This window comes from Flavobacterium succinicans (assembly GCF_001662485.1).
GTDB lineage: Bacteria > Bacteroidota > Bacteroidia > Flavobacteriales > Flavobacteriaceae > Flavobacterium > Flavobacterium succinicans_A.
In genome coordinates this window covers 86,806-105,025 of record NZ_JMTM01000053.1, presented here as the reverse complement: position 1 = coordinate 105,025, position 18,220 = coordinate 86,806, and the positions used below count along the sequence as shown (strand labels likewise).

At 35.8% G+C, this 18,220-nt stretch carries 14 protein-coding genes; 3 read left to right on the top strand and 11 right to left on the bottom strand.

The window, feature by feature from the left end; translation table 11 throughout:
• Positions 1-44: 44 nt before the first annotated feature.
• Complete coding sequence (locus tag FLB_RS09395; RefSeq protein ID WP_064715702.1) at positions 45-986, bottom strand: hypothetical protein; 942 nt, start codon at positions 984-986, stop codon at positions 45-47.
• Positions 987-1,088: 102 nt separating this feature from the next.
• Here FLB_RS09395 and FLB_RS09390 point away from each other — a divergent pair, with 102 nt between their 5' ends.
• A complete protein-coding gene (locus tag FLB_RS09390; protein ID WP_064715865.1) occupies positions 1,089-1,682 on the top strand; it encodes a thymidine kinase in 594 nt (197 codons plus the stop codon).
• 44 nt (positions 1,683-1,726) lie between these two features.
• Here FLB_RS09390 and rpoN read toward each other — a convergent pair whose 3' ends face one another.
• The 4 genes from rpoN to FLB_RS09370 form a co-directional block, all read right to left on the bottom strand.
• Complete coding sequence (gene rpoN, locus FLB_RS09385) at positions 1,727-3,190, bottom strand: RNA polymerase factor sigma-54 (RefSeq protein ID WP_064715701.1); 1,464 nt, start codon at positions 3,188-3,190, stop codon at positions 1,727-1,729.
• 94 nt (positions 3,191-3,284) lie between these two features.
• The gene (asnS, locus tag FLB_RS09380) at positions 3,285-4,730 is read right to left on the bottom strand and encodes an asparagine--tRNA ligase (RefSeq protein ID WP_064715700.1); all 1,446 of its coding nucleotides are present in this window, start codon (positions 4,728-4,730) and stop codon (positions 3,285-3,287) included.
• 468 nt (positions 4,731-5,198) lie between these two features.
• On the bottom strand, positions 5,199-5,681 hold the full coding sequence (locus FLB_RS09375) for a SixA phosphatase family protein (protein WP_064715699.1): 483 nt from the start codon (positions 5,679-5,681) through the stop codon (positions 5,199-5,201).
• A gap of 10 nt (positions 5,682-5,691) precedes the next feature.
• Entirely contained in the window at positions 5,692-8,112 is a 2,421-nt protein-coding gene (locus tag FLB_RS09370) for an efflux RND transporter permease subunit (RefSeq protein WP_064715698.1), read from the bottom strand.
• Positions 8,113-8,310: 198 nt separating this feature from the next.
• On the opposite strand from FLB_RS09370, the gene FLB_RS09365 reads away from it, so the two are divergent.
• Positions 8,311-10,578 (top strand): cation:proton antiporter, encoded by a 2,268-nt coding sequence (locus FLB_RS09365; protein ID WP_064715697.1) that lies wholly within the window; start codon positions 8,311-8,313, stop codon positions 10,576-10,578.
• 1 nt (position 10,579) lies between these two features.
• The gene (locus tag FLB_RS09360) at positions 10,580-10,909 is read left to right on the top strand and encodes a DMT family transporter (RefSeq protein WP_064715696.1); all 330 of its coding nucleotides are present in this window, start codon (positions 10,580-10,582) and stop codon (positions 10,907-10,909) included.
• 255 nt (positions 10,910-11,164) lie between these two features.
• Here FLB_RS09360 and FLB_RS09355 read toward each other — a convergent pair whose 3' ends face one another.
• The 6 genes from FLB_RS09355 to FLB_RS09330 all read right to left on the bottom strand — a co-directional run bounded on the left by FLB_RS09355 (position 11,165) and on the right by FLB_RS09330 (position 18,146).
• Entirely contained in the window at positions 11,165-13,663 is a 2,499-nt protein-coding gene (locus tag FLB_RS09355; RefSeq protein WP_064715864.1) for a DUF5686 family protein, read from the bottom strand.
• A 317-nt stretch (positions 13,664-13,980) separates the two neighbouring features.
• Complete coding sequence (locus FLB_RS09350) at positions 13,981-14,454, bottom strand: hypothetical protein (protein ID WP_064715695.1); 474 nt, start codon at positions 14,452-14,454, stop codon at positions 13,981-13,983.
• Positions 14,455-14,456: 2 nt separating this feature from the next.
• On the bottom strand, positions 14,457-15,794 hold the full coding sequence (locus tag FLB_RS09345) for a hypothetical protein (RefSeq protein ID WP_064715694.1): 1,338 nt from the start codon (positions 15,792-15,794) through the stop codon (positions 14,457-14,459).
• 165 nt (positions 15,795-15,959) lie between these two features.
• The gene (gene frr / locus FLB_RS09340; protein ID WP_064715693.1) at positions 15,960-16,523 is read right to left on the bottom strand and encodes a ribosome recycling factor; all 564 of its coding nucleotides are present in this window, start codon (positions 16,521-16,523) and stop codon (positions 15,960-15,962) included.
• A gap of 69 nt (positions 16,524-16,592) precedes the next feature.
• Positions 16,593-17,300 carry a UMP kinase gene (gene pyrH / locus FLB_RS09335; RefSeq protein ID WP_064715692.1) on the bottom strand — a complete coding sequence of 236 codons (708 nt, stop codon included), beginning with the start codon at positions 17,298-17,300 and terminating at the stop codon, positions 16,593-16,595.
• A gap of 60 nt (positions 17,301-17,360) precedes the next feature.
• Positions 17,361-18,146, bottom strand: coding sequence for a patatin-like phospholipase family protein (locus FLB_RS09330; RefSeq protein ID WP_064715691.1), 786 nt, complete (start codon positions 18,144-18,146; stop codon positions 17,361-17,363).
• Positions 18,147-18,220 lie beyond the last annotated feature (74 nt).

Here is an 18,220-nt window from a genome sequence, read left to right as displayed (position 1 = left end):
GTGTTTGATGATTGGGTATTGAATTATACAGTGAAAAGGATCAATTACATGAATTTCTTCTCTACAATTTCCATGAATCGATTGGCATAATCGTCTTTTCCTTCCCAGTTGTTATAATCCGGCTTTATCATTTCTTCAATGAAAGTCTTGGTTTCATAAAAGTTATTAAAACTATTCAGCTGACTCAACACACGATTATAATCTTCATTGCTATTGCCAAAAAGATGTTTAACAAAGCCGATACGATCATTTAAATCGATGTTAATTCCTTTGCTTAATTTTTCGTTCAATGATTTGGGTTTGTTCTCCTTTTCTTCGGTTAGTGTTTCTACTTTATCAAACGCTAAGTCAAAAGGCGAAACGGTTGCATTGGTTTTACTTGCTTCGATACTATCAGCCTTTACAAATAGAGGTTCAGTAAAGCTTCCTCCCAATAATTCTTCAAAAGAAATTTGGATTACTTCTTGTTTAATCTCTTCCGATGGTAAAACAGTTTCTGGTTCTTGGATTTCCACTTCTTCTGTTGCGACAACTTCTTCTACTATAGCTTCAAGTATTGGTTTCTCTTCTTCTTTTAGAACGTCTTCAATGCTTGGAATTTCATTTTTAGGCGCTTCAATTTCGGATATAATTGTTTCTTTAATACTACTTTCTGGAGCAACTTCTTCTAAAATTTCAGTAACGAATGTTTCTATCGGAAGATCATTTTCTGTTACAACTTCTTCGATTGTTGCAGCAGATGCAGGAAGCACAATTTCAGGAGAGATCTCTAGTTTGTCAAAAGCTTTTTCAACTTCTATCTCTAGAGCTGCTTGTCCAATGGTTGGTTTGACTTCTCCGAAATTATCCTGTATAAACTTTAAAATCGCCAGTTTTTCATAAAGTTTTTGGGTTTCTAAGAACAGCACATTTACATCCGATTTGTTTTTAAGTTGTAGAATTCTGTGCGCAATGCTGACTAAATCAGCCTCCAATCTTTTTTTCATAACTTTTGGTATTATAGTGAGTAAGGTGTGTCTTTTTTAATAAATTTGTTGCCATTACAAAGTAATAAAAACTATTCATTTTTAAAGGTAGAAAAATACAAAATGTTTCTCGAAAATACAGTAAATCATAAAGAACAATTTGGTTGGATCGAAGTCATATGTGGCTCCATGTTTTCGGGTAAAACAGAAGAACTGATTCGTAGATTAAAACGAGCTCAGTTCGCCAAACAACGAATCGAAATTTTTAAACCTTCTATTGATACGCGTTATCATGAGGAAATGGTGGTATCGCATGATGAGAACGAAATCCGTTCTACACCCGTTCCTGCTGCAGCCAATATAGCACTTTTGGCGCAAGGATGTGACGTTATTGGTATTGACGAAGCTCAATTTTTTGATGACGAAATTGTTACTGTCTGTAATGATTTAGCCAATCAAGGGATTCGCGTAATTGTGGCTGGGTTGGATATGGATTTTAAAGGCAATCCTTTCGGTCCAATGCCTGCTTTGATGGCCACAGCCGAGTATGTGACCAAAGTGCATGCCGTGTGCACCAGAACTGGGAATTTAGCGAATTACAGTTTCAGAAAAACTGACAATGATAAACTCGTTATGCTGGGAGAAACAGAGGAATATGAACCCTTAAGTCGGGCCGCTTTTTATCATGCGATGCATGACGATAAAGACAAAAAATAATATAGCACTATAAAAAATCCCAACAACTCGTTGGGATTTTTTTATTACATTTTCTTCCGCATCCTCGCCACCGGAATATCGAGTTGTTCACGGTATTTGGCTATGGTTCTTCTAGCAATTGGATAGCCCTTTTCTTTTAATATTTCGGCCAATTGGTCATCGGGAAGTGGTTTGTGTTTGTCTTCTTCTTCGATGGTGTTTTTTAGGATTTTCTTAATTTCTAACGTTGAAACTTCTTCGCCTTGGTCGTTCATCATCGCTTCGGAGAAAAATTCTTTAATCAATTTGGTGCCGTAGGGGGTTTCTACATATTTGCTATTGGCCACCCTAGAAATGGTCGAAATATCAAGACCAACCAAATCCGCAATATCTTTCAAAATCATTGGTTTTAACTTGGTTTCATCGCCGTCTAGGAAAAATTCTTCTTGGTAATGCATAATGGCGTTCATCGTTACAAAAAGGGTTTCTTGACGTTGACGAATAGCATCGATAAACCATTTTGCCGAATCTAATTTTTGTTTGATGAACTGAACGGCCTCTTTTTGCTGAGTCGATTTGTCTCTAGAATCTTTATACGTTTGCATCATTTCTTGATAGTCCTTAGACACGTGCAATGATGGAGCGTTTCGTCCATTCAACGTTAATTCTAATTCACCATCCACGATTCTGATGGCAAAATCTGGAACAATATTTTCGGTAATTTTACTATTGCCTGCAAATGAACCTCCTGGTTTAGGGTTGAGCCTTTCGATTTCGTGTATGGCTTTTCGGAGTTGTTCATTGGAGACATTACATTTCTGGATTAATTTTTCGTAATGTTTTTTGGTAAAAGCATCAAATTGATTTTCGATGATATCAATGGCTAGTGCAATGTATTCCGTTGGTGTTTTGTGTTTGAGTTGCAAAAGCAAACATTCTTGTAAATCTCGAGCGCCAACTCCAGTAGGTTCTAATTCATGAATAACATGGAGTAAACGGTCTACATTTTTTTCATCGGTATAAATACCTTGTGTGAACGCTAGATCGTCTACGATATCAGGAATGCTTCTTCGGATATAACCCATATCGTCAATGCTTCCCACTAAAAATTCTGCTATTTCTCGATCTTCGTCGTTTAAAATAAACGTGTTAAGTTGGTTGATTAAATCTTGGTGAAAACTGATAGGAGCGGCAAAAGGTGTCTCGCGGTCTTCATCGTCGTCACTATAATTATTAACTTGTGTTTTGTAATCTGGGATGTCGTCACTGCCAAGATAGTCATCAAGATTAATATCATCCGCTTCTATTCGATCTGATTCTGCATCATCATAATCGTCATAATCTTCAGCTTCAAACTCGTCGTTTTCGTAGTCGTCTTCCTTGCCTGCTTCTAGGGCTGGATTTTCGTTCATTTCTTCTAATAAACGTTGTTCAAAGGCTTGCGTAGGCAATTGAATTAACTTCATCAACTGAATTTGTTGAGGAGATAATTTCTGAGATAATTTTAAATTTAAAAATTGCTTTAGCATTTTTTTAATAGTTTAAAGGTTTAAGGTTTAAAGGTTTAAAGTTGTTGTGTTGTAGGCAACAACTTTAAACCATTTTAAACTACAGTAAACTTTTTTAAAACTCGGCGCTTCCCGGTGTTCTTGGGAAAGGAATTACGTCACGAATATTCGTCATTCCAGTTACAAACAATACCAATCTTTCGAAACCAAGACCAAAACCAGCGTGTGTAGCAGAACCAAAACGTCTGGTATCTAAGTACCACCACAATTCTTTTTCATCTATACCTAAGGTTTTCATTTTTTCTACCAATACATCGTAGCGTTCTTCTCTTTCTGAGCCGCCAACGATTTCTCCAATGCCAGGAAAAAGGATATCCATCGCACGGACCGTTTCTTTTCCAGGTTCTGTATTATCATTCAAACGCATATAAAACGCTTTGATATTGGCTGGATAATCAAACAAAATTACCGGACATTTAAAGTGTTTTTCCACCAAGTAACGTTCGTGTTCTGATTGTAAATCAGCGCCCCATTCGTTAATAATATATTGGAATTTTTTCTTCTTGTTCGGAGTTGAATTTCTCAAAATATCAATTGCTTCCGTATACGAAACGCGTTTGAAATTGTTTTCCAACACAAAGTTCAATTTCTCCAACAAAGCCATTTCGCTTCTTTCGGCTTGTGGTTTTGATTTTTCTTCTTCTAGCAAACGTCCTTCAAGGAATTTCAAATCCTCTTGACATTTATCCATTACATATTTAATTACAAATTGAATGAAATCCTCAGCCAAATCCATATTGTCTTCCAAATCATTGAAAGCCACCTCTGGCTCAATCATCCAAAATTCTGCCAAGTGACGAGAAGTATTTGAGTTTTCAGCTCTAAACGTAGGGCCAAAAGTATAAATCTGACCCAACGCCATGGCGAACGTTTCACCTTCTAATTGTCCAGAAACCGTCAAGTTCGTTTCTTTCCCAAAGAAATCTTTTTTGTAATCTACTTTTCCTTCCTCGGTTCTTGGCGTGTTGTCAAAAGGCAAAGCGGTCACTTTAAACATTTCACCCGCACCTTCTGCATCCGAACCAGTAATGATTGGCGTATTCACATACACAAAACCTTTCTCCTGAAAATACGTGTGCACCGCGTGAGCCAAAACCGAACGCACGCGCATAATCGCACCAAAAGCATTCGTTCTTACTCTCAAATGCGCATTCTCACGCAAGAATTCCAAAGAGTGTTTCTTAGGCTGCATTGGGAATTTCTCCGCATCGGAGTCGCCCAAAATTTCCAATTGCTTTACCTGAATTTCATATTTCTGACCCGCACCTTGGCTTTCTACTAAAGCGCCAATAACCGAAACGGCAGCGCCTGTCGTAATGCGTTTTAAGGTCTCATCGGGAGTATTTTCAAAATCAACCACACACTGAATATTATTAATAGTAGAACCGTCATTCAGCGCAATAAACTGATTATTTCTAAACGTTCTCACCCATCCTTTTGCATTCACTTCCTGAAGTGTCGTTGTACTGTTTAATAAGTCTTTAACTTTTGTGTGTCTCATCTTAATTTTAGATTTTAGATTTAAATATGCACTCAAAACCAAAATCGATGTTTCAAGTACTATGCAAATATAATTGTTTTGTATTTATTTTTTAGGAGCTATTTCAGGACATTTGCTTTTAAAATTTCCGCCACAAATTACACCAATAAACACTAATTTATAACCGTTTTTTATCCCACGAATTCTTAAGATTGATATAATTAGTGCAATCCAATGTTTAAAATTTATAAAAGTAGTGCCATTTAGTGCTATTGCTTCGCCAATTCGCTATCTCTCGGGTCTTGGCTAACTCTTGGAGCTATTTCCCGCTTTTCGTTACAATCTTGTCTCATAAAAGCTATTTTTCTACCCAAAAAAGGAGCTTCCGTTGGTCGCTCTTTTTTGGCAAGAAAAAATTAGCTTTTCTTTCTACAAGGATTTCCACTACAATCGGGGCTAGGCCAGTAGGGAAACCAATTGTTTTTGGGTTTACAATCCTTGCAACAATTGATGGCTCACTTCATTCCCGCTAATCGTAATGATATATAAATTTCCAAAAACAGTATCATCGATTGGCGCATACACCTTTTTATTGATGATTTTGTTGACCAAATCAGGCGTCGTATTGCTATGACCTACAATCAAAACAGCTTGACCCTTGTAATCTTTTTTGAGTTGTTCAAGGTCGATAGTTTTGGGGTCATATTTTATGATTTCCAAATTTTTACTTGTAGCAGTTGGAGAAGCAGTTTGTACCGTTCTCAAAAAATCAGTGCTGTACACGGCCTTTAGTGGAACTTGGGATAAAATCGTTTTCCAATGTTCCGCGCGTTCCAAACCTGCTTTAGACAAATCAGGATTTTTAGAATTGTCTACTTTTTCGGCGTGGCGAATCAAGTAAATCGACGTCGTTTGGCCTAAAGCACCAAGAGTAAAAACCAAAAAAACGAAAGCGTATACTATCTTTTTCATAAACAACTATTTATTTTTTGTCTTTAGTAAGCGAGTCAATTTCCTCGTCAGAATGCTCGATGATGTCAATTCTAGGTTCGATAAATTCTTGTTCATTGGCCAAGGTTTTATTCAAAGTTAGCACTAAAGCTGGAAGCAACATCAAATTTGATAACATACCAAACAATAAAGTTAACGAAATCAATCCGCCTAAAGCAATTGTACCGCCAAAACTAGACAACATAAACACCGAAAATCCAAAAAACAACACAATCGAAGTATAAAACATACTCAATCCCGCATCGTTAAAAGTGGCATACACCGATTTTTTTATTTTCCAGTTGTTCTTTTTCAATTCCTCGCGGTATTGCGACAAGAACCGCACAGTATCATCTACCGATAACCCAAAGGCAATCCCAAATACCAAAATAGTAGACGGTTTTAGCGGAATATTTAGGAAGCCCATAATCCCGGCAGTTAATAATAACGGCAACAGGTTAGGGATTATAGAAACCAATATCATTTTGAACGAACGGAACATAAATCCAATCAAAAGCGCTGTCAAGAAAAAGGCAAACACCAGCGAAGATAGCAAGTTGTCGAGCAAATAACCCGTTCCTTTTTGAAACACTAAGGCTTTTCCGGTTATGATAACATTATAACGTTCTTTTGGAAATAATTTGTCGGCTTTCTTTCTAATTTCGGCCTCAATTTTAGCAATTTGATCTCCGCTTTCATCGCGCATAAACGTGGTGATTCGGGCATATTGACCAGTGCTATCCACGTAGCTTTTCATTACATTTTCTTTGCTGTTGGCTGTAGCATTTTTGGCATACGAAAGGATAAAAGCTTGTTCTTGCGAGGTCGGTAATTCATAATAATCAGGATTGCCATTATAGTATGCTTGTTTGGAATATTTCACCAAATTCACAATCGAAATAGGTTTTGATAATTCTGGAATTTCTTCAATTGCAGTTTCTAACTCTTCCATGCGTTTTAAGGTCGATAATTTCATCACTCCCTTTTTGCGTTTGGTGTCGATCATGATTTCGAGTGGCATTACCCCATCAAATTCTTTTTCGAAAAAAACAATATCCTGAAAGAAAGGTTCCTTTTTGGGCATGTCTTCAATCAAACTTCCCGAAATACGCATTTCATAAATACCAATAATACTAATGATCAGCAGGACTATAGCCACTACATAAATTGAGAAACGATTCGTTTTCACATTACGCAAAATCCAGTCCATGAATTGCTTAACAGAACCACGATCTAAATGCTGAATATGACGGTCTTTGGGCGCTGAAATGTAGCTATGAAAGATGGGGATCAAAACAATGCTCAAGAAAAAAAGCGCCAAAATATTAATAGAAGTTACCACGCCAAACTCTATCAGCAAATCATTGTTCGAAGCTACAAAAGTAGCGAAACCTATAGCGGTAGTCAAATTGGTCATCAAAGTAGCCATTCCAATTTTGGTGGTGACTCTTTGCAAGGCTTTGGCTTTGTTGCGGTGTACTTTAAACTCTTGATGGTATTTATTGGTCAAGAAAATACAATTCGGAATCCCAATTACAATAATTAAGGATGGAACCAAAGCCGTTAAAATGGTAATTTCATAATTGAATAATCCCAAGAATCCAAAGGACCACATTACACCAATCACCACGATAATGATAGAAATTAAAGTCGCCTTGAAACTTCTAAAAAAGAAGAAAAATAACAAAGAAGTAATCAATAACGAAGCACCAATAAAAATACTAATCTCGTCTGTTATTGTCTTTGCATTGAGCGTTCGAATGTAAGGCATCCCCGAAACGCGAAGGTCAATTTTGGTTTCTTTTTCAAAAGTGGTTATCGCAGGGATTAATTTTTCTAAAACAAAGGTTTTGCGAACTTTAGTGTTCACGATTTTTTTGTCAAGATAAATCGCCGAACGAACACTGCCAGATCGTTTGTTGAACAATAATCCTTCATAAAAGGGGAGATCATTAAACAACTCTTTCTTGATGGTTTGCAGGTATTTTGGATCTAGAGTTTTCGATTCGTCCACAAAGGGAACCAATTCAAATTTTTCTAAAGTTTCGTTTTTTTGCAATTTTTTCAAATCATTAATCGAAACCACTAAGTCAACCGTAGGGTTTTGTTTGATGGTGTTCATCAATTTACTCCAGGAGGCATAAGCTTTTGGTGTAAATAAAGTGGAATCTTTAACCCCTATAATAATCAAATTACCTTCTTCACCAAATTTGTCCAAAAAGGCATTGTATTCTACATTGGCAATGTTGTCATCGGGCAACATGTTTGCTTCGGTAAACGTAAAATGAATATTTTTCCATTGCATTGCCAAGAATATCGTGATGGCTACAATGATAGAGATCATTAAAATTCTATTTCTAAGGACAATACGGGCGATAAGTTCCCAAAATCCTAAACTAAACCATTTAATCATTTTCTGTAGTTAAAAAGCTGTAAAGGTAACGAAACCCATATTAAAAAAGCAGGAATTCATTGCTTTGATGGCAGTTTTTTTGATCGTATTGTGAAATTCTTTAAATTTTGGTTAATATTCTCCTTCCTGATATAATTCTTATATTTGATTTTCTCATCTTTGTTAAATCAGTATTACATTACAGTCTAAAATAAATAAATGAAGAATTACAAAAATACCCTATTTTATCTAGCAGTTACGGGAGGTTTTTCCGCCTTAATGTATTGGATCATACAAAACGGAAAATTATTGGAAGGCACCGATGTTACAAAAACTACCACTGGGTCTAAAGATGCTTGGTTGGATTTTATTACATCTATGCAGCATAGTTTTCAAGAACCTTTGGCCATACTTTTGGCTCAAATCATCACCATAATTATTGTGGCCAGAATTTTTGGCTGGATTTTTAAAAAAATAGGGCAACCTTCTGTAATTGGTGAAATTATTGCAGGAATAGCTTTAGGCCCATCTTTGTTAGGAACTTATTTTCCAGAGTTTTCGGGAGTTTTGTTTCCTGTAGAATCTCTAGGAAACCTAAAGTTCTTAAGCCAAATCGGTTTGATACTTTTTATGTATGTGATTGGTATGGAGTTGGATTTGAAGGTGTTGAAAAACAAGGCTAATGATGCCGTAGTAATCAGTCACGCTAGTATTATTTTTCCGTTTACACTCGGAATTGGTTTAGCGTATTTTGTATATGACCAATTTGCTCCTGATGGGGTAAAATTCCTCTCCTTTAGTTTGTTTATGGGAATTGCGATGAGTATAACAGCATTTCCTGTTTTGGCAAGAATTGTTCAAGAACGTGGTATTCATAGAACCAAATTAGGAGCCATTGTAATCACTTGTGCTGCCGCCGATGATATTACAGCTTGGTGTTTATTGGCTGCCGTAATTGCCATTGTAAAAGCGGGTTCTTTTGTGAGTTCTTTATATGTGATTTCTTTAGCTGTCGGATTTGTGTTGATTATGCTTTTGATTGTCAAACCGTTCCTGAAACGAATTGGAGACTTGTATGCATCCAAAGAAGCGATTAGTAAACCTGTTGTGGCTATCTTTTTTGTCACCCTTATTATTGCTTCTTATGCAACAGAAGTAATCGGAATACACGCGCTTTTTGGAGCTTTTATGACAGGTGTAATTATGCCAGATGTGGCTAAATTCAGAATCGTTTTTATAGAAAAAGTAGAAGATGTTTCTGTTATTTTACTTTTGCCTTTGTTTTTTGTATTTACAGGATTACGAACCGAAATCGGTCTAATCAACGACCCTTATTTATGGGAAGTAACCGGTTTTATCATCTTGGTAGCCGTAGTAGGTAAGTTTTTTGGTAGTGCTTTAGCGGCCAAATTTGTAGGACAAAACTGGAGAGATAGCTTAACCATCGGCGCATTGATGAATACGCGCGGCTTGATGGAATTAATTGTGCTAAACATTGGTTTAGAATTGGGAGTGCTGACTCCAGCGGTATTTACTATGATGGTAATTATGGCTTTGGTTACTACTTTTATGACGGGACCAGCCTTAAACTTAATCAATTTTATTTTCAAGACCAAAGACGATGTTGAGGTAGAAGAACTAGAACAATCCAAAGTATATCGCGTTTTGATTTCTTTTGGAAACAACGAAAAAGGAAGATCACTGCTGCGTTTGGCTAACAGTTTAGTTCGAAAACAAAAAGACGCTTCGGTAACCGCTATGCATTTGTCTGTAAGCAACGAAATGCATCCATTTGCTCTAGAAGATAAAGAAACTGCAACATTTTTACCTATTCATGAAGAATCTAAAATCTTAAAACAGGAAGTCACTACCATCTTCAAAGCTACAGTCGACATCGAAACAGAAATTACCGACATCGCCAATCAAGGCGAATACGACCTATTATTAGTAGGACTCGGGAAATCAATTTTCGAGGGAACTTTGCTCGGAAAAGTGATTGGTTTTACCACTAGAATCATTAATCCAGAGCGATTAATGGATAAATTCACAGGAAAAGAAGGCTTATTTGCCAATTCTCCTTTTGACGAAAGAACCCGTCAAATTTTGCTCAAAGCCAAAATGCCTGTGGGAATCTTAATCGACAAAGATTTACAAAAAGTAAACACCATCTTTATCCCCATCTTCAGCGCCGATGATGCCTTTTTGATTGATTATGCTCAAAAACTCATCCATAATAATAAGTCTAAAGTAGTCGTTTTGGACGTAAACGGACACATCAAATCGAATTTTGTAATCGGAAGCGCCATAAGTTCATTGGAGCATAAATTTCCAAACAACATCACCTTGTATGGCGAAAAAATCATCAAAAAAGAGTTCCTAGCCGAGCAAGATTTGATGATGATAAGCCTTGAAAGCTGGAAAGCACTTGTCGATTCCAGAAGCGTTTGGTTGAGCGGAGTCCCTTCGGTATTAATTATAAAACCATAGTATGAACTGGATTTTATTACTAATTGCTGGCCTTTTCGAAGTAGGATTTACCACTTGTTTAGGCAAAGCCAAAGCAGCTCAAGGTACCGAAGCCACCTACTGGTACCTAGGTTTTTTGGCCTGTCTTACCATCAGTATGTCCTTAGTTTACAAAGTCACACAAACCCTCCCCATCGGAACCGCTTATGCCGTTTGGACAGGAATAGGCGCTGCAGGAACCGTTCTCGTCGGACTCTTAGTCTTCAAAGAACCCGCTACTTTTTGGCGTATTTTCTTCCTGCTTACCCTCATCGCCTCCATTATCGGACTAAAAATGGTTTCCGAACATTAAGTTAAATTAGGGCGTGCCACCATAAAACAAAGAGAGCCATTCAACTAACTATTGAGTGGCTCTCTTTGTTTTATGCTGTCGGGCTCTACGCTATATCTCTTGGGGCGAACCCCGCCCCAAGAGGATGCCGCTTCTATCCCTCACGCGAAACTTGCGAACCTTGCGTTTTCCCCTTTGCGAACCTTGTGGTTAAAATCAATAGTAAAATATAAGTGAGATGTCAATGGTCAAAGCACCACTTTCTTGAAATCTGAGTTAGAATCCCAAATTCAAAATAAAGCTAATTTTCACCGCAATATTATCTTGAAATTTTGCTAATTGATTCGGCCCATAACGGTAAAAACCACTTAGGCCAATACCGTTATAAATTTGGTTCAACTCAATGCCCGATTCAAAATAGCCATCGCGTAGGGTTTTGTAGTTAATGCCAACGTGCTGTTCTGGTTTTTCCATATCGCCCCATCCCATTCGGCTCACCACTACCAAGTTGGGTTTTACTTTTTTCAACAAATGAATCCGATTAAAACTGTGTTTGAACTGAAAATAAGCAAACTTACTAGAGAAAAATTCATTAAAAAACATCGTTTCAAAACTGTTTTTACCTGCAAAAGTCACACGCTGAATAATCGTTTCTTTATTCAAATTATTCGGCGAGGTATTGTACAAATGCGTCAACGGCAAGTCGCCAATGGTGTAGCCTGCTTCAAAGAGCAAACTGGTTTTTTGACCGTTCAAGTAGTTCTTTTGATATTCGGTTCTAAAATCGATTTTGCTAAACTCAAAATCATTGTTGCCTACATTGGGTAATGATTTGGTAAACTGAAACGTAAATTTCGGATACCTTTTTTCGGTTTCAATTCTTCCCGTTGGCGTTTGCATATAATCGCTAAACGGATTCCAACGCAACGAAACCATAGCTGTGGTCAAATTGTATCTTGTAAAAAGTTTGCCTCCCAGATTATAGGCATAATTAAATTTAGGCTCCACAAAAGTATTAGATACTTCCCAAATGCTTTCGGTTTTTGGAATAAACTTGGTTTCAACAGTCGTTTTCCATGTTTGATAATTGTAAAAAGTACTAATATTGATAGGTCTTGGGTCGTAAATTTTAAAGGCTCTTCGGTCAACAGTCCAAATGGTACTCGCTATTTCTCGCACATCATCCGTAAACGAAACGCCCCACCAAGTATTCGAAAACTTATTGATTCGGGTGCCAATCCCTAAACTGTATTTAAAAGTCCCGTCTTTTGTGCCATAAGCGCTATAGCCTTCAATTTTCCATTTTTTAGAAAAGCGGTCATTGGTGATACCGCCAACTCCTAATCGAAAACCTTCGTAATTGTTGTAAGTCATAAACTTTCTTAAATCAAAGTCAATGACACTAATTGGGAGGTATCCGTTGATAATTTTTCTACCAAATAATAATTTGCTTTCAATCCTATTTTTTATCGAGATACTATCCACTGCAGCATAGGTTTTTAGACTGCGCAAATCTAATTTTTCTTTTCTATACGCTTCCCAAAAGGCTTCTGTTTGATTGATAGCATCTTCTTGAATTTCGATAGTCATCATGGGCTGTTTAATTTTAACAGCTGTGTTGTATTCGATATCAAAATTGTAGCTTTTGGAAATTAAATAACTAATATCAGTAGCTTCCTTTTTTCTTGGCTTAAATTCTTGTTCAATATCACCATCAAACTGTATGGTTCCGCCGAGAATTTTAATGTCATCGTCATTTTTTCCTTTCACAATTTGGAATGTCTTGGCCGAGGGGAACCAAATTTTTTCCTTAGGCAAATACACATATTCGTGAGTCCCACTGATGTCTAACACGCCTTTTATGCGCATAATGGCTTTAGCAATCGCATAGGAATTCGTGTCTATATATAAAACCCCCTCTAGCCCTGCGGCATTTTTCTTTTTCTTGTTTTTGAAATAAATCATATAGGTAGTCCTGCCGTCAATGGCTACCGTATCCAGTAGTTTGTAGTTGTAATGTTCTGGCGCGTCATCGGCTATGGGACTATTGTATTTGGTTTCAAACAACTCATATTTGGGTTCATAAATTGAGAAAGATTGTAAATTGAACGCGATGATTTCATAAATAGGTTGCTTGAAGCCAGCCATTTTGGTTCCTAAAATAACTTCTTTTAAGTGGGCATTTTGGTACTGAAAAAGCGATACTTTCTCCGTTTGAAACAAATGCTGCTTACTGATAATTTCTTTAAACTTGTAGTTAGACGAATCTATTTTTACAAGTTTTCTACCAAACGTTTTGTCTACAAAAACCGAATCGATTTTGCCGTTAATCGAGTCAGGATTGGCCGTAACTAGGAGTTTGTTGTAGGATTTAAACGAAAAACTATTGTTTTTTTGCTGCGGATTATTGACTGATTTGGTCGCTATAGCTTTTCGAATAATTTGCAAAGCCTCATTTTCTTTGGGAATCAACACTTCATTCAAATCATTGGACTTTTCTTGTAACGCCACTACATAAAACGTTTTGTGGGGCTTAATGATTTGTTGGATGGGCGTATAACCTAAATATGAAACCGTAAAATCCGAAATGGGATTGGGACTCAAGAGCTGGAATTTCCCGTCTACATCCGAGATGGTTTGTACACCCGTGTTGCTGCTAATGCTCGCAAACGGCAAGGGTTGATTGGTCTTCGTGTCTTTCACCAAACCATTCCATTGGAATTGCGCGTGCAGTGAGAACGTAAAAAGCAGCAACAACCAACTCAATTGCTTCATAAGCGTGTATTTTGAACCCAAGTGATTTATGTATTAGATTGACAAAAATAGCATAAAAAAACCGTCTCCAAGATACTTTTGGAGACGGTTTCGCCATATTGCCAAACAGCGGTTACAAGAGTTTTTATATTTTATTTTTAAAACATAGAATATTCCCAATCTACTTCATATTTTAGTAACTTATAAGTTAGCATGTCCAGATTAATACATCAATGTAGACTTTTCTTTTAAGAAATAAATTATTCCATATAATTGTCGCTAAATTTGTGTTTTGCGAACACATAGGTTGTTTGAGATTAACCAAATTGCAATTTCTTTCAAAAAATACTTGATTCCCAGTCCACCTCGTACTTAATTATCTTATCATTATCCGTTTTTTCAAGGATATATACCTTGAGATATTTATGAATGCGTGATATAGGCATTGATTTTGGAACTTTTTGATTTGTTTTTTTTTTGAATTTTTCAACTTTTTTTCTAAAGTAATTTACTTCTTCTTCCTCTAAATTTCCTGTGCTTTCTAACTTAATTTTTTTTAGGATTCTAATTGAGCATGTATCGATTTTGTGTCTTCCTTTATTAAAAACAAATCTTTCTTTTTCTATGTAAAAGTAAGTTACTTTTTTATCTTCACTTTTTTGTTTCGTACTATTTTCGTTTTCGAATAAAATATACTTTTTTGGTTTTTCTCTTTCATTTTCTCCTCTATAAAAATTATCAAAATCCGCTTTTAGATTTTGGGAATATATAAAACTTACGTTTAATAGTAATGTGTAAATAATTGTTTTCATGGTTAATTGCAATTTTTTGGTCCGTTATAAAAATTATCTCTGATTAATATATCAATTGAGGCTTTTACATCTGGAGGTAAATTATCCCAAGCAATTGTAGTTACATTTTTGTCAAGTTTACCCAAACCTACCCACGCTACAGCTTCATAGGTAGATCGGGGAAGACGATTATTATCAAATTGTTGTATCATATCAGCAATTATACTTCGGTAATGGTTTGCCATCATTTCATGATTCCAAGTTGGCTTCCATCTTCTTTCATAGTAGTCATATAATCCTGGAAAATTATTTTTTAAAGAGTTCACTAATATTACTTGTTCTTCTGGAGTGTTTGAGTTTAGAGTGCCTCTTTGAGCAGCTGATAACATTTTTCTAAAAATTTCAGCATGAATAATCTCGTGTGCAAATACTGTTGCTGCACCTAAATCTGATAAAGAGGTAAAACTATTTTCGTTAAATTGTATTTCTGTGACAAAATCAACAGGAGGTTGAGTCTCTCCATATACATTTGATGCTAATGTATTGTTAATTGTTAATTTTAAGTGACTTACTGGAAATTCCCCATCAAATTTCAAAATTGAATTTTTAAATCCAGAATTTGAGTTCATTAATTTATCATAAATACATTTTACTTTTCCAGTAAGTTCAACAATAATCTGATCATCTAAAACACAATTTCCATATTCATCTTGAATGTATCCAGGACCACAACTTATTGCTTCACCACCACCTCCATTGCCAGGGGGAGCTTGTTCTGGTTGGTTAGAGTCAGAACATTGCCACCAAGTATATAACAGCTTTTCTTCGCCTGTTTCAAGATTGGTTGAGAACATGCCCCATAATTCACATTCGACAGCACTGCTTTTTGATTTTTTGGAAGTCTCTTTAATTCTTAATTTCTCTTTATTTAAAATTAATTTATTGTTTGTGTCATATAAATGATAACTTTCTTTATCAAAGCCATTACTATTTGTAGCAATAAAAACTTTTAAATTGTAATCGTAAGTGTTGTTCGATTTGTTTTTGGTTATAAGGAGAAAAGGATATAAATATTTTGATGTGCTTCGATTTTTTAATATCTTAATTAAAATGGGCTTGTTTGATAATATAGGAATAGATAATGTGTCGTTTTCAAAATGACCTCTTTCCCAATCTAATTCATTCGAAAAATAAATATTTTTTTTAATCTTAATTGGTGTACTATTAAAACATTCTCTTGCTAGATTTATATTGATTAAATCAGGTTTGCCTTTATTTACAGGATCTTCATTTGAACAAGAATTTAAGAATAGCAAAGCAGAAAAAATTATAAATGTTGCAATAAAAAAGATTTTTTTCATAAAAAATTTAGTTAAAGTTTAAAATCATTCTAAAGAAGAGAATTTAACCAAAAATATTGATTTGAAAATTAATAGACAATACCTACATTTAGTGATTTTTAGCAATAAAAAAACCGTCTCCAAGATACTTTTGGAGACGGTTTCGTTTAATGATTATTGTGAAAGTTACACTTTCATAATTTCGGCTTCCTTAACGGCTAGCAATTCATCGATTTTTTTGATGAAAGTGTTGGTTAAGTTTTGAACTTGCTCTTCGGCACTTTTACAAATGTCTTCAGAGGTGCCGTCTTTTTCTAATTTTTTGATATCGGTATTGGCGTCTTTACGAGCGTTACGAATTCCAATTTTGGCGTCTTCGGCTTCGGCTTTGGCTTGTTTGGCCAATTCTCTACGACGATCTTCTGTCAAAGGTGGAACGCTAATGATGATTACGTCTCCATTGTTCATTGGGTTAAACCCTAAATTGGCAATCATAATTGCTTTTTCTATAGGGTGCAACATACTTTTTTCAAACGGTTGCAAAGTAATGGTTCTCGCATCTGGCACACTAATTTTTGACACTTGAGAAAGCGGTGATGCAGACCCGTAATAATCTACAAAAACACTTCCTAGCATTGCTGGAGAAGCTTTTCCTGCGCGGATATTCAAAAATGATTTTTCTAAATGCGCAATAGAACCATTCATAGATTCTTCTGTACTATCTAATATAAATTCAATTTCTTCAGTCATAATCTTATGTTGTTGTTTGTTGTTGGTGGTTCGCAGTCAACTATAAACTACAAACCTTTAACCATAAACTTATATATTAACTACGGTTCCTATGTTTTCGCCTTCACAAATTTTCAATAAATTACCGTCTTTGTTCATGTCAAAAACTACAATTGGCAATTTATTTTCTTGACTCAAAGTAAATGCTGTGGTGTCCATAACATTCAATCCTTTGCTTAAGACATCTTCAAATGAGATGTAGTCAAATTTTACAGCAGCAGCATTTTTTTCTGGATCAGAATCATATACGCCATCTACGCGAGTTCCTTTTAAAATTACGTCTGCACTTACTTCGATTCCTCGTAAAACGGCTGCCGTATCGGTTGTAAAATATGGATTTCCAGTTCCTGCTCCAAAAATTACAATACGTCCTTTTTCTAAATGACGGTCGGCTCTTCTTTTGATATAAGGTTCTGCGATAGATTCCATTTTTAAAGCAGTCATTAAGCGGGTTTTCATCCCGTTATCCTCTAATGCTCCTTGTAACGCCATTCCGTTTATTACAGTGGCTAGCATTCCCATATAATCACCTTGAACGCGATCCATTCCAGAACTTGCGCCAGCAACACCTCTAAAAATATTTCCTCCACCAATTACAATGGCAATTTCTACTCCTTTAGCGTGAACTTTTTTAATTTCATTGGCATACTCAGCTAATCTTTTAGGATCAATTCCGTAATTTAAATCGCCCATTAAAGCTTCACCACTTAATTTGAGAAGGATTCTTTTGTATTTCATGTTTGTTGAATTGTTTGGTGCAAATATAGCGATATTCTATTTTTTGTGAAATAGTGAGCCTTAAATATATAAATTAAGTTTTTCGTAACTTTTTTTGGCCGATTCGTAACCAATGTTAAAAATAGCATCCATTTTGCTTTTGCTGGTTTCAAAAGTACTATAGGTTGATAATTCTTCGGGTTCAATCAACCAATGGCAGTGATCGAATTTAATTAGACTTGAATTTGCAGTTAGTAAATCAAAGGCTCTACTGGTAACAGATTTTATGGAGGACAGGTCTTTTGCATTAATTTTTTGCATTGGACTCACATAGACGCCAATAATAAAGTCACATTTGTCCTGTAGTAACTCTGTTGGAAAATGATTCAGAATGCCGCCATCACTATACAATTGTCCATTGATTTCGTAAGGAGAAATAACGCCTGGAAAAGCACTTGAAGCTAAAATGGCATCTATGGTTTTGGTATCGGCATCAAAAACGGTTAAATTTCCTTTTACCATATTGGTAGCCGTAATGTGAATTGGGATTTTCAAATCGCCTAACACAGAGTCGTTGAAAATGTCTGTAAAATATTCTTTAAATGATTCCGGATCAATTAAACCCGCTTTTGAAAAGGTAAAATGTTTCCAATGAAAGAAATAAATCGATTTAAAGAAAGCCAAAATTTCTCTTGGTGATTTTCCGCTTCCATAAAGGGCTGCAACGATTGATCCAGCACTTGAGCCTGATATGCTTTTTGGAATGATGTTTTGCTCTTCCAAAAATTGCAAAACTCCAGCATGGGCAATTCCTTTGGAACCACCGCCAGACAAAACTAAACCTGTTGATTGTGAGTTGCTCAACATAGAACGCTATGTTTTATTTTATTCATAAGTGATTTTTATCACGCTATTAACGATGTGATATGTTTAATTTTGCT

What these genes read in the sequence shown, in the direction of transcription:
- FLB_RS09360 (WP_064715696.1), top strand. Translation starts at nt 10,580, where the DNA reads ATGAACTGGATTTTATTACTAATTGCTGGCCTTTTCGAAGTAGGATTT.
- FLB_RS09345 (WP_064715694.1), bottom strand. Translation starts at nt 15,794, where the DNA reads ATGAAAAAAATCTTTTTTATTGCAACATTTATAATTTTTTCTGCTTTG.
- FLB_RS09370 (WP_064715698.1), bottom strand. Translation starts at nt 8,112, where the DNA reads ATGATTAAATGGTTTAGTTTAGGATTTTGGGAACTTATCGCCCGTATT.
- FLB_RS09350 (WP_064715695.1), bottom strand. Translation starts at nt 14,454, where the DNA reads ATGAAAACAATTATTTACACATTACTATTAAACGTAAGTTTTATATAT.
- FLB_RS09330 (WP_064715691.1), bottom strand. Translation starts at nt 18,146, where the DNA reads ATGTTGAGCAACTCACAATCAACAGGTTTAGTTTTGTCTGGCGGTGGT.
- FLB_RS09375 (WP_064715699.1), bottom strand. Translation starts at nt 5,681, where the DNA reads ATGAAAAAGATAGTATACGCTTTCGTTTTTTTGGTTTTTACTCTTGGT.
- FLB_RS09355 (WP_064715864.1), bottom strand. Translation starts at nt 13,663, where the DNA reads ATGAAGCAATTGAGTTGGTTGTTGCTGCTTTTTACGTTCTCACTGCAC.
- FLB_RS09390 (WP_064715865.1), top strand. Translation starts at nt 1,089, where the DNA reads ATGTTTCTCGAAAATACAGTAAATCATAAAGAACAATTTGGTTGGATC.
- pyrH (WP_064715692.1), bottom strand. Translation starts at nt 17,300, where the DNA reads ATGAAATACAAAAGAATCCTTCTCAAATTAAGTGGTGAAGCTTTAATG.
- frr (WP_064715693.1), bottom strand. Translation starts at nt 16,523, where the DNA reads ATGACTGAAGAAATTGAATTTATATTAGATAGTACAGAAGAATCTATG.
- rpoN (WP_064715701.1), bottom strand. Translation starts at nt 3,190, where the DNA reads ATGCTAAAGCAATTTTTAAATTTAAAATTATCTCAGAAATTATCTCCT.
- asnS (WP_064715700.1), bottom strand. Translation starts at nt 4,730, where the DNA reads ATGAGACACACAAAAGTTAAAGACTTATTAAACAGTACAACGACACTT.
- FLB_RS09395 (WP_064715702.1), bottom strand. Translation starts at nt 986, where the DNA reads ATGAAAAAAAGATTGGAGGCTGATTTAGTCAGCATTGCGCACAGAATT.
- FLB_RS09365 (WP_064715697.1), top strand. Translation starts at nt 8,311, where the DNA reads ATGAAGAATTACAAAAATACCCTATTTTATCTAGCAGTTACGGGAGGT.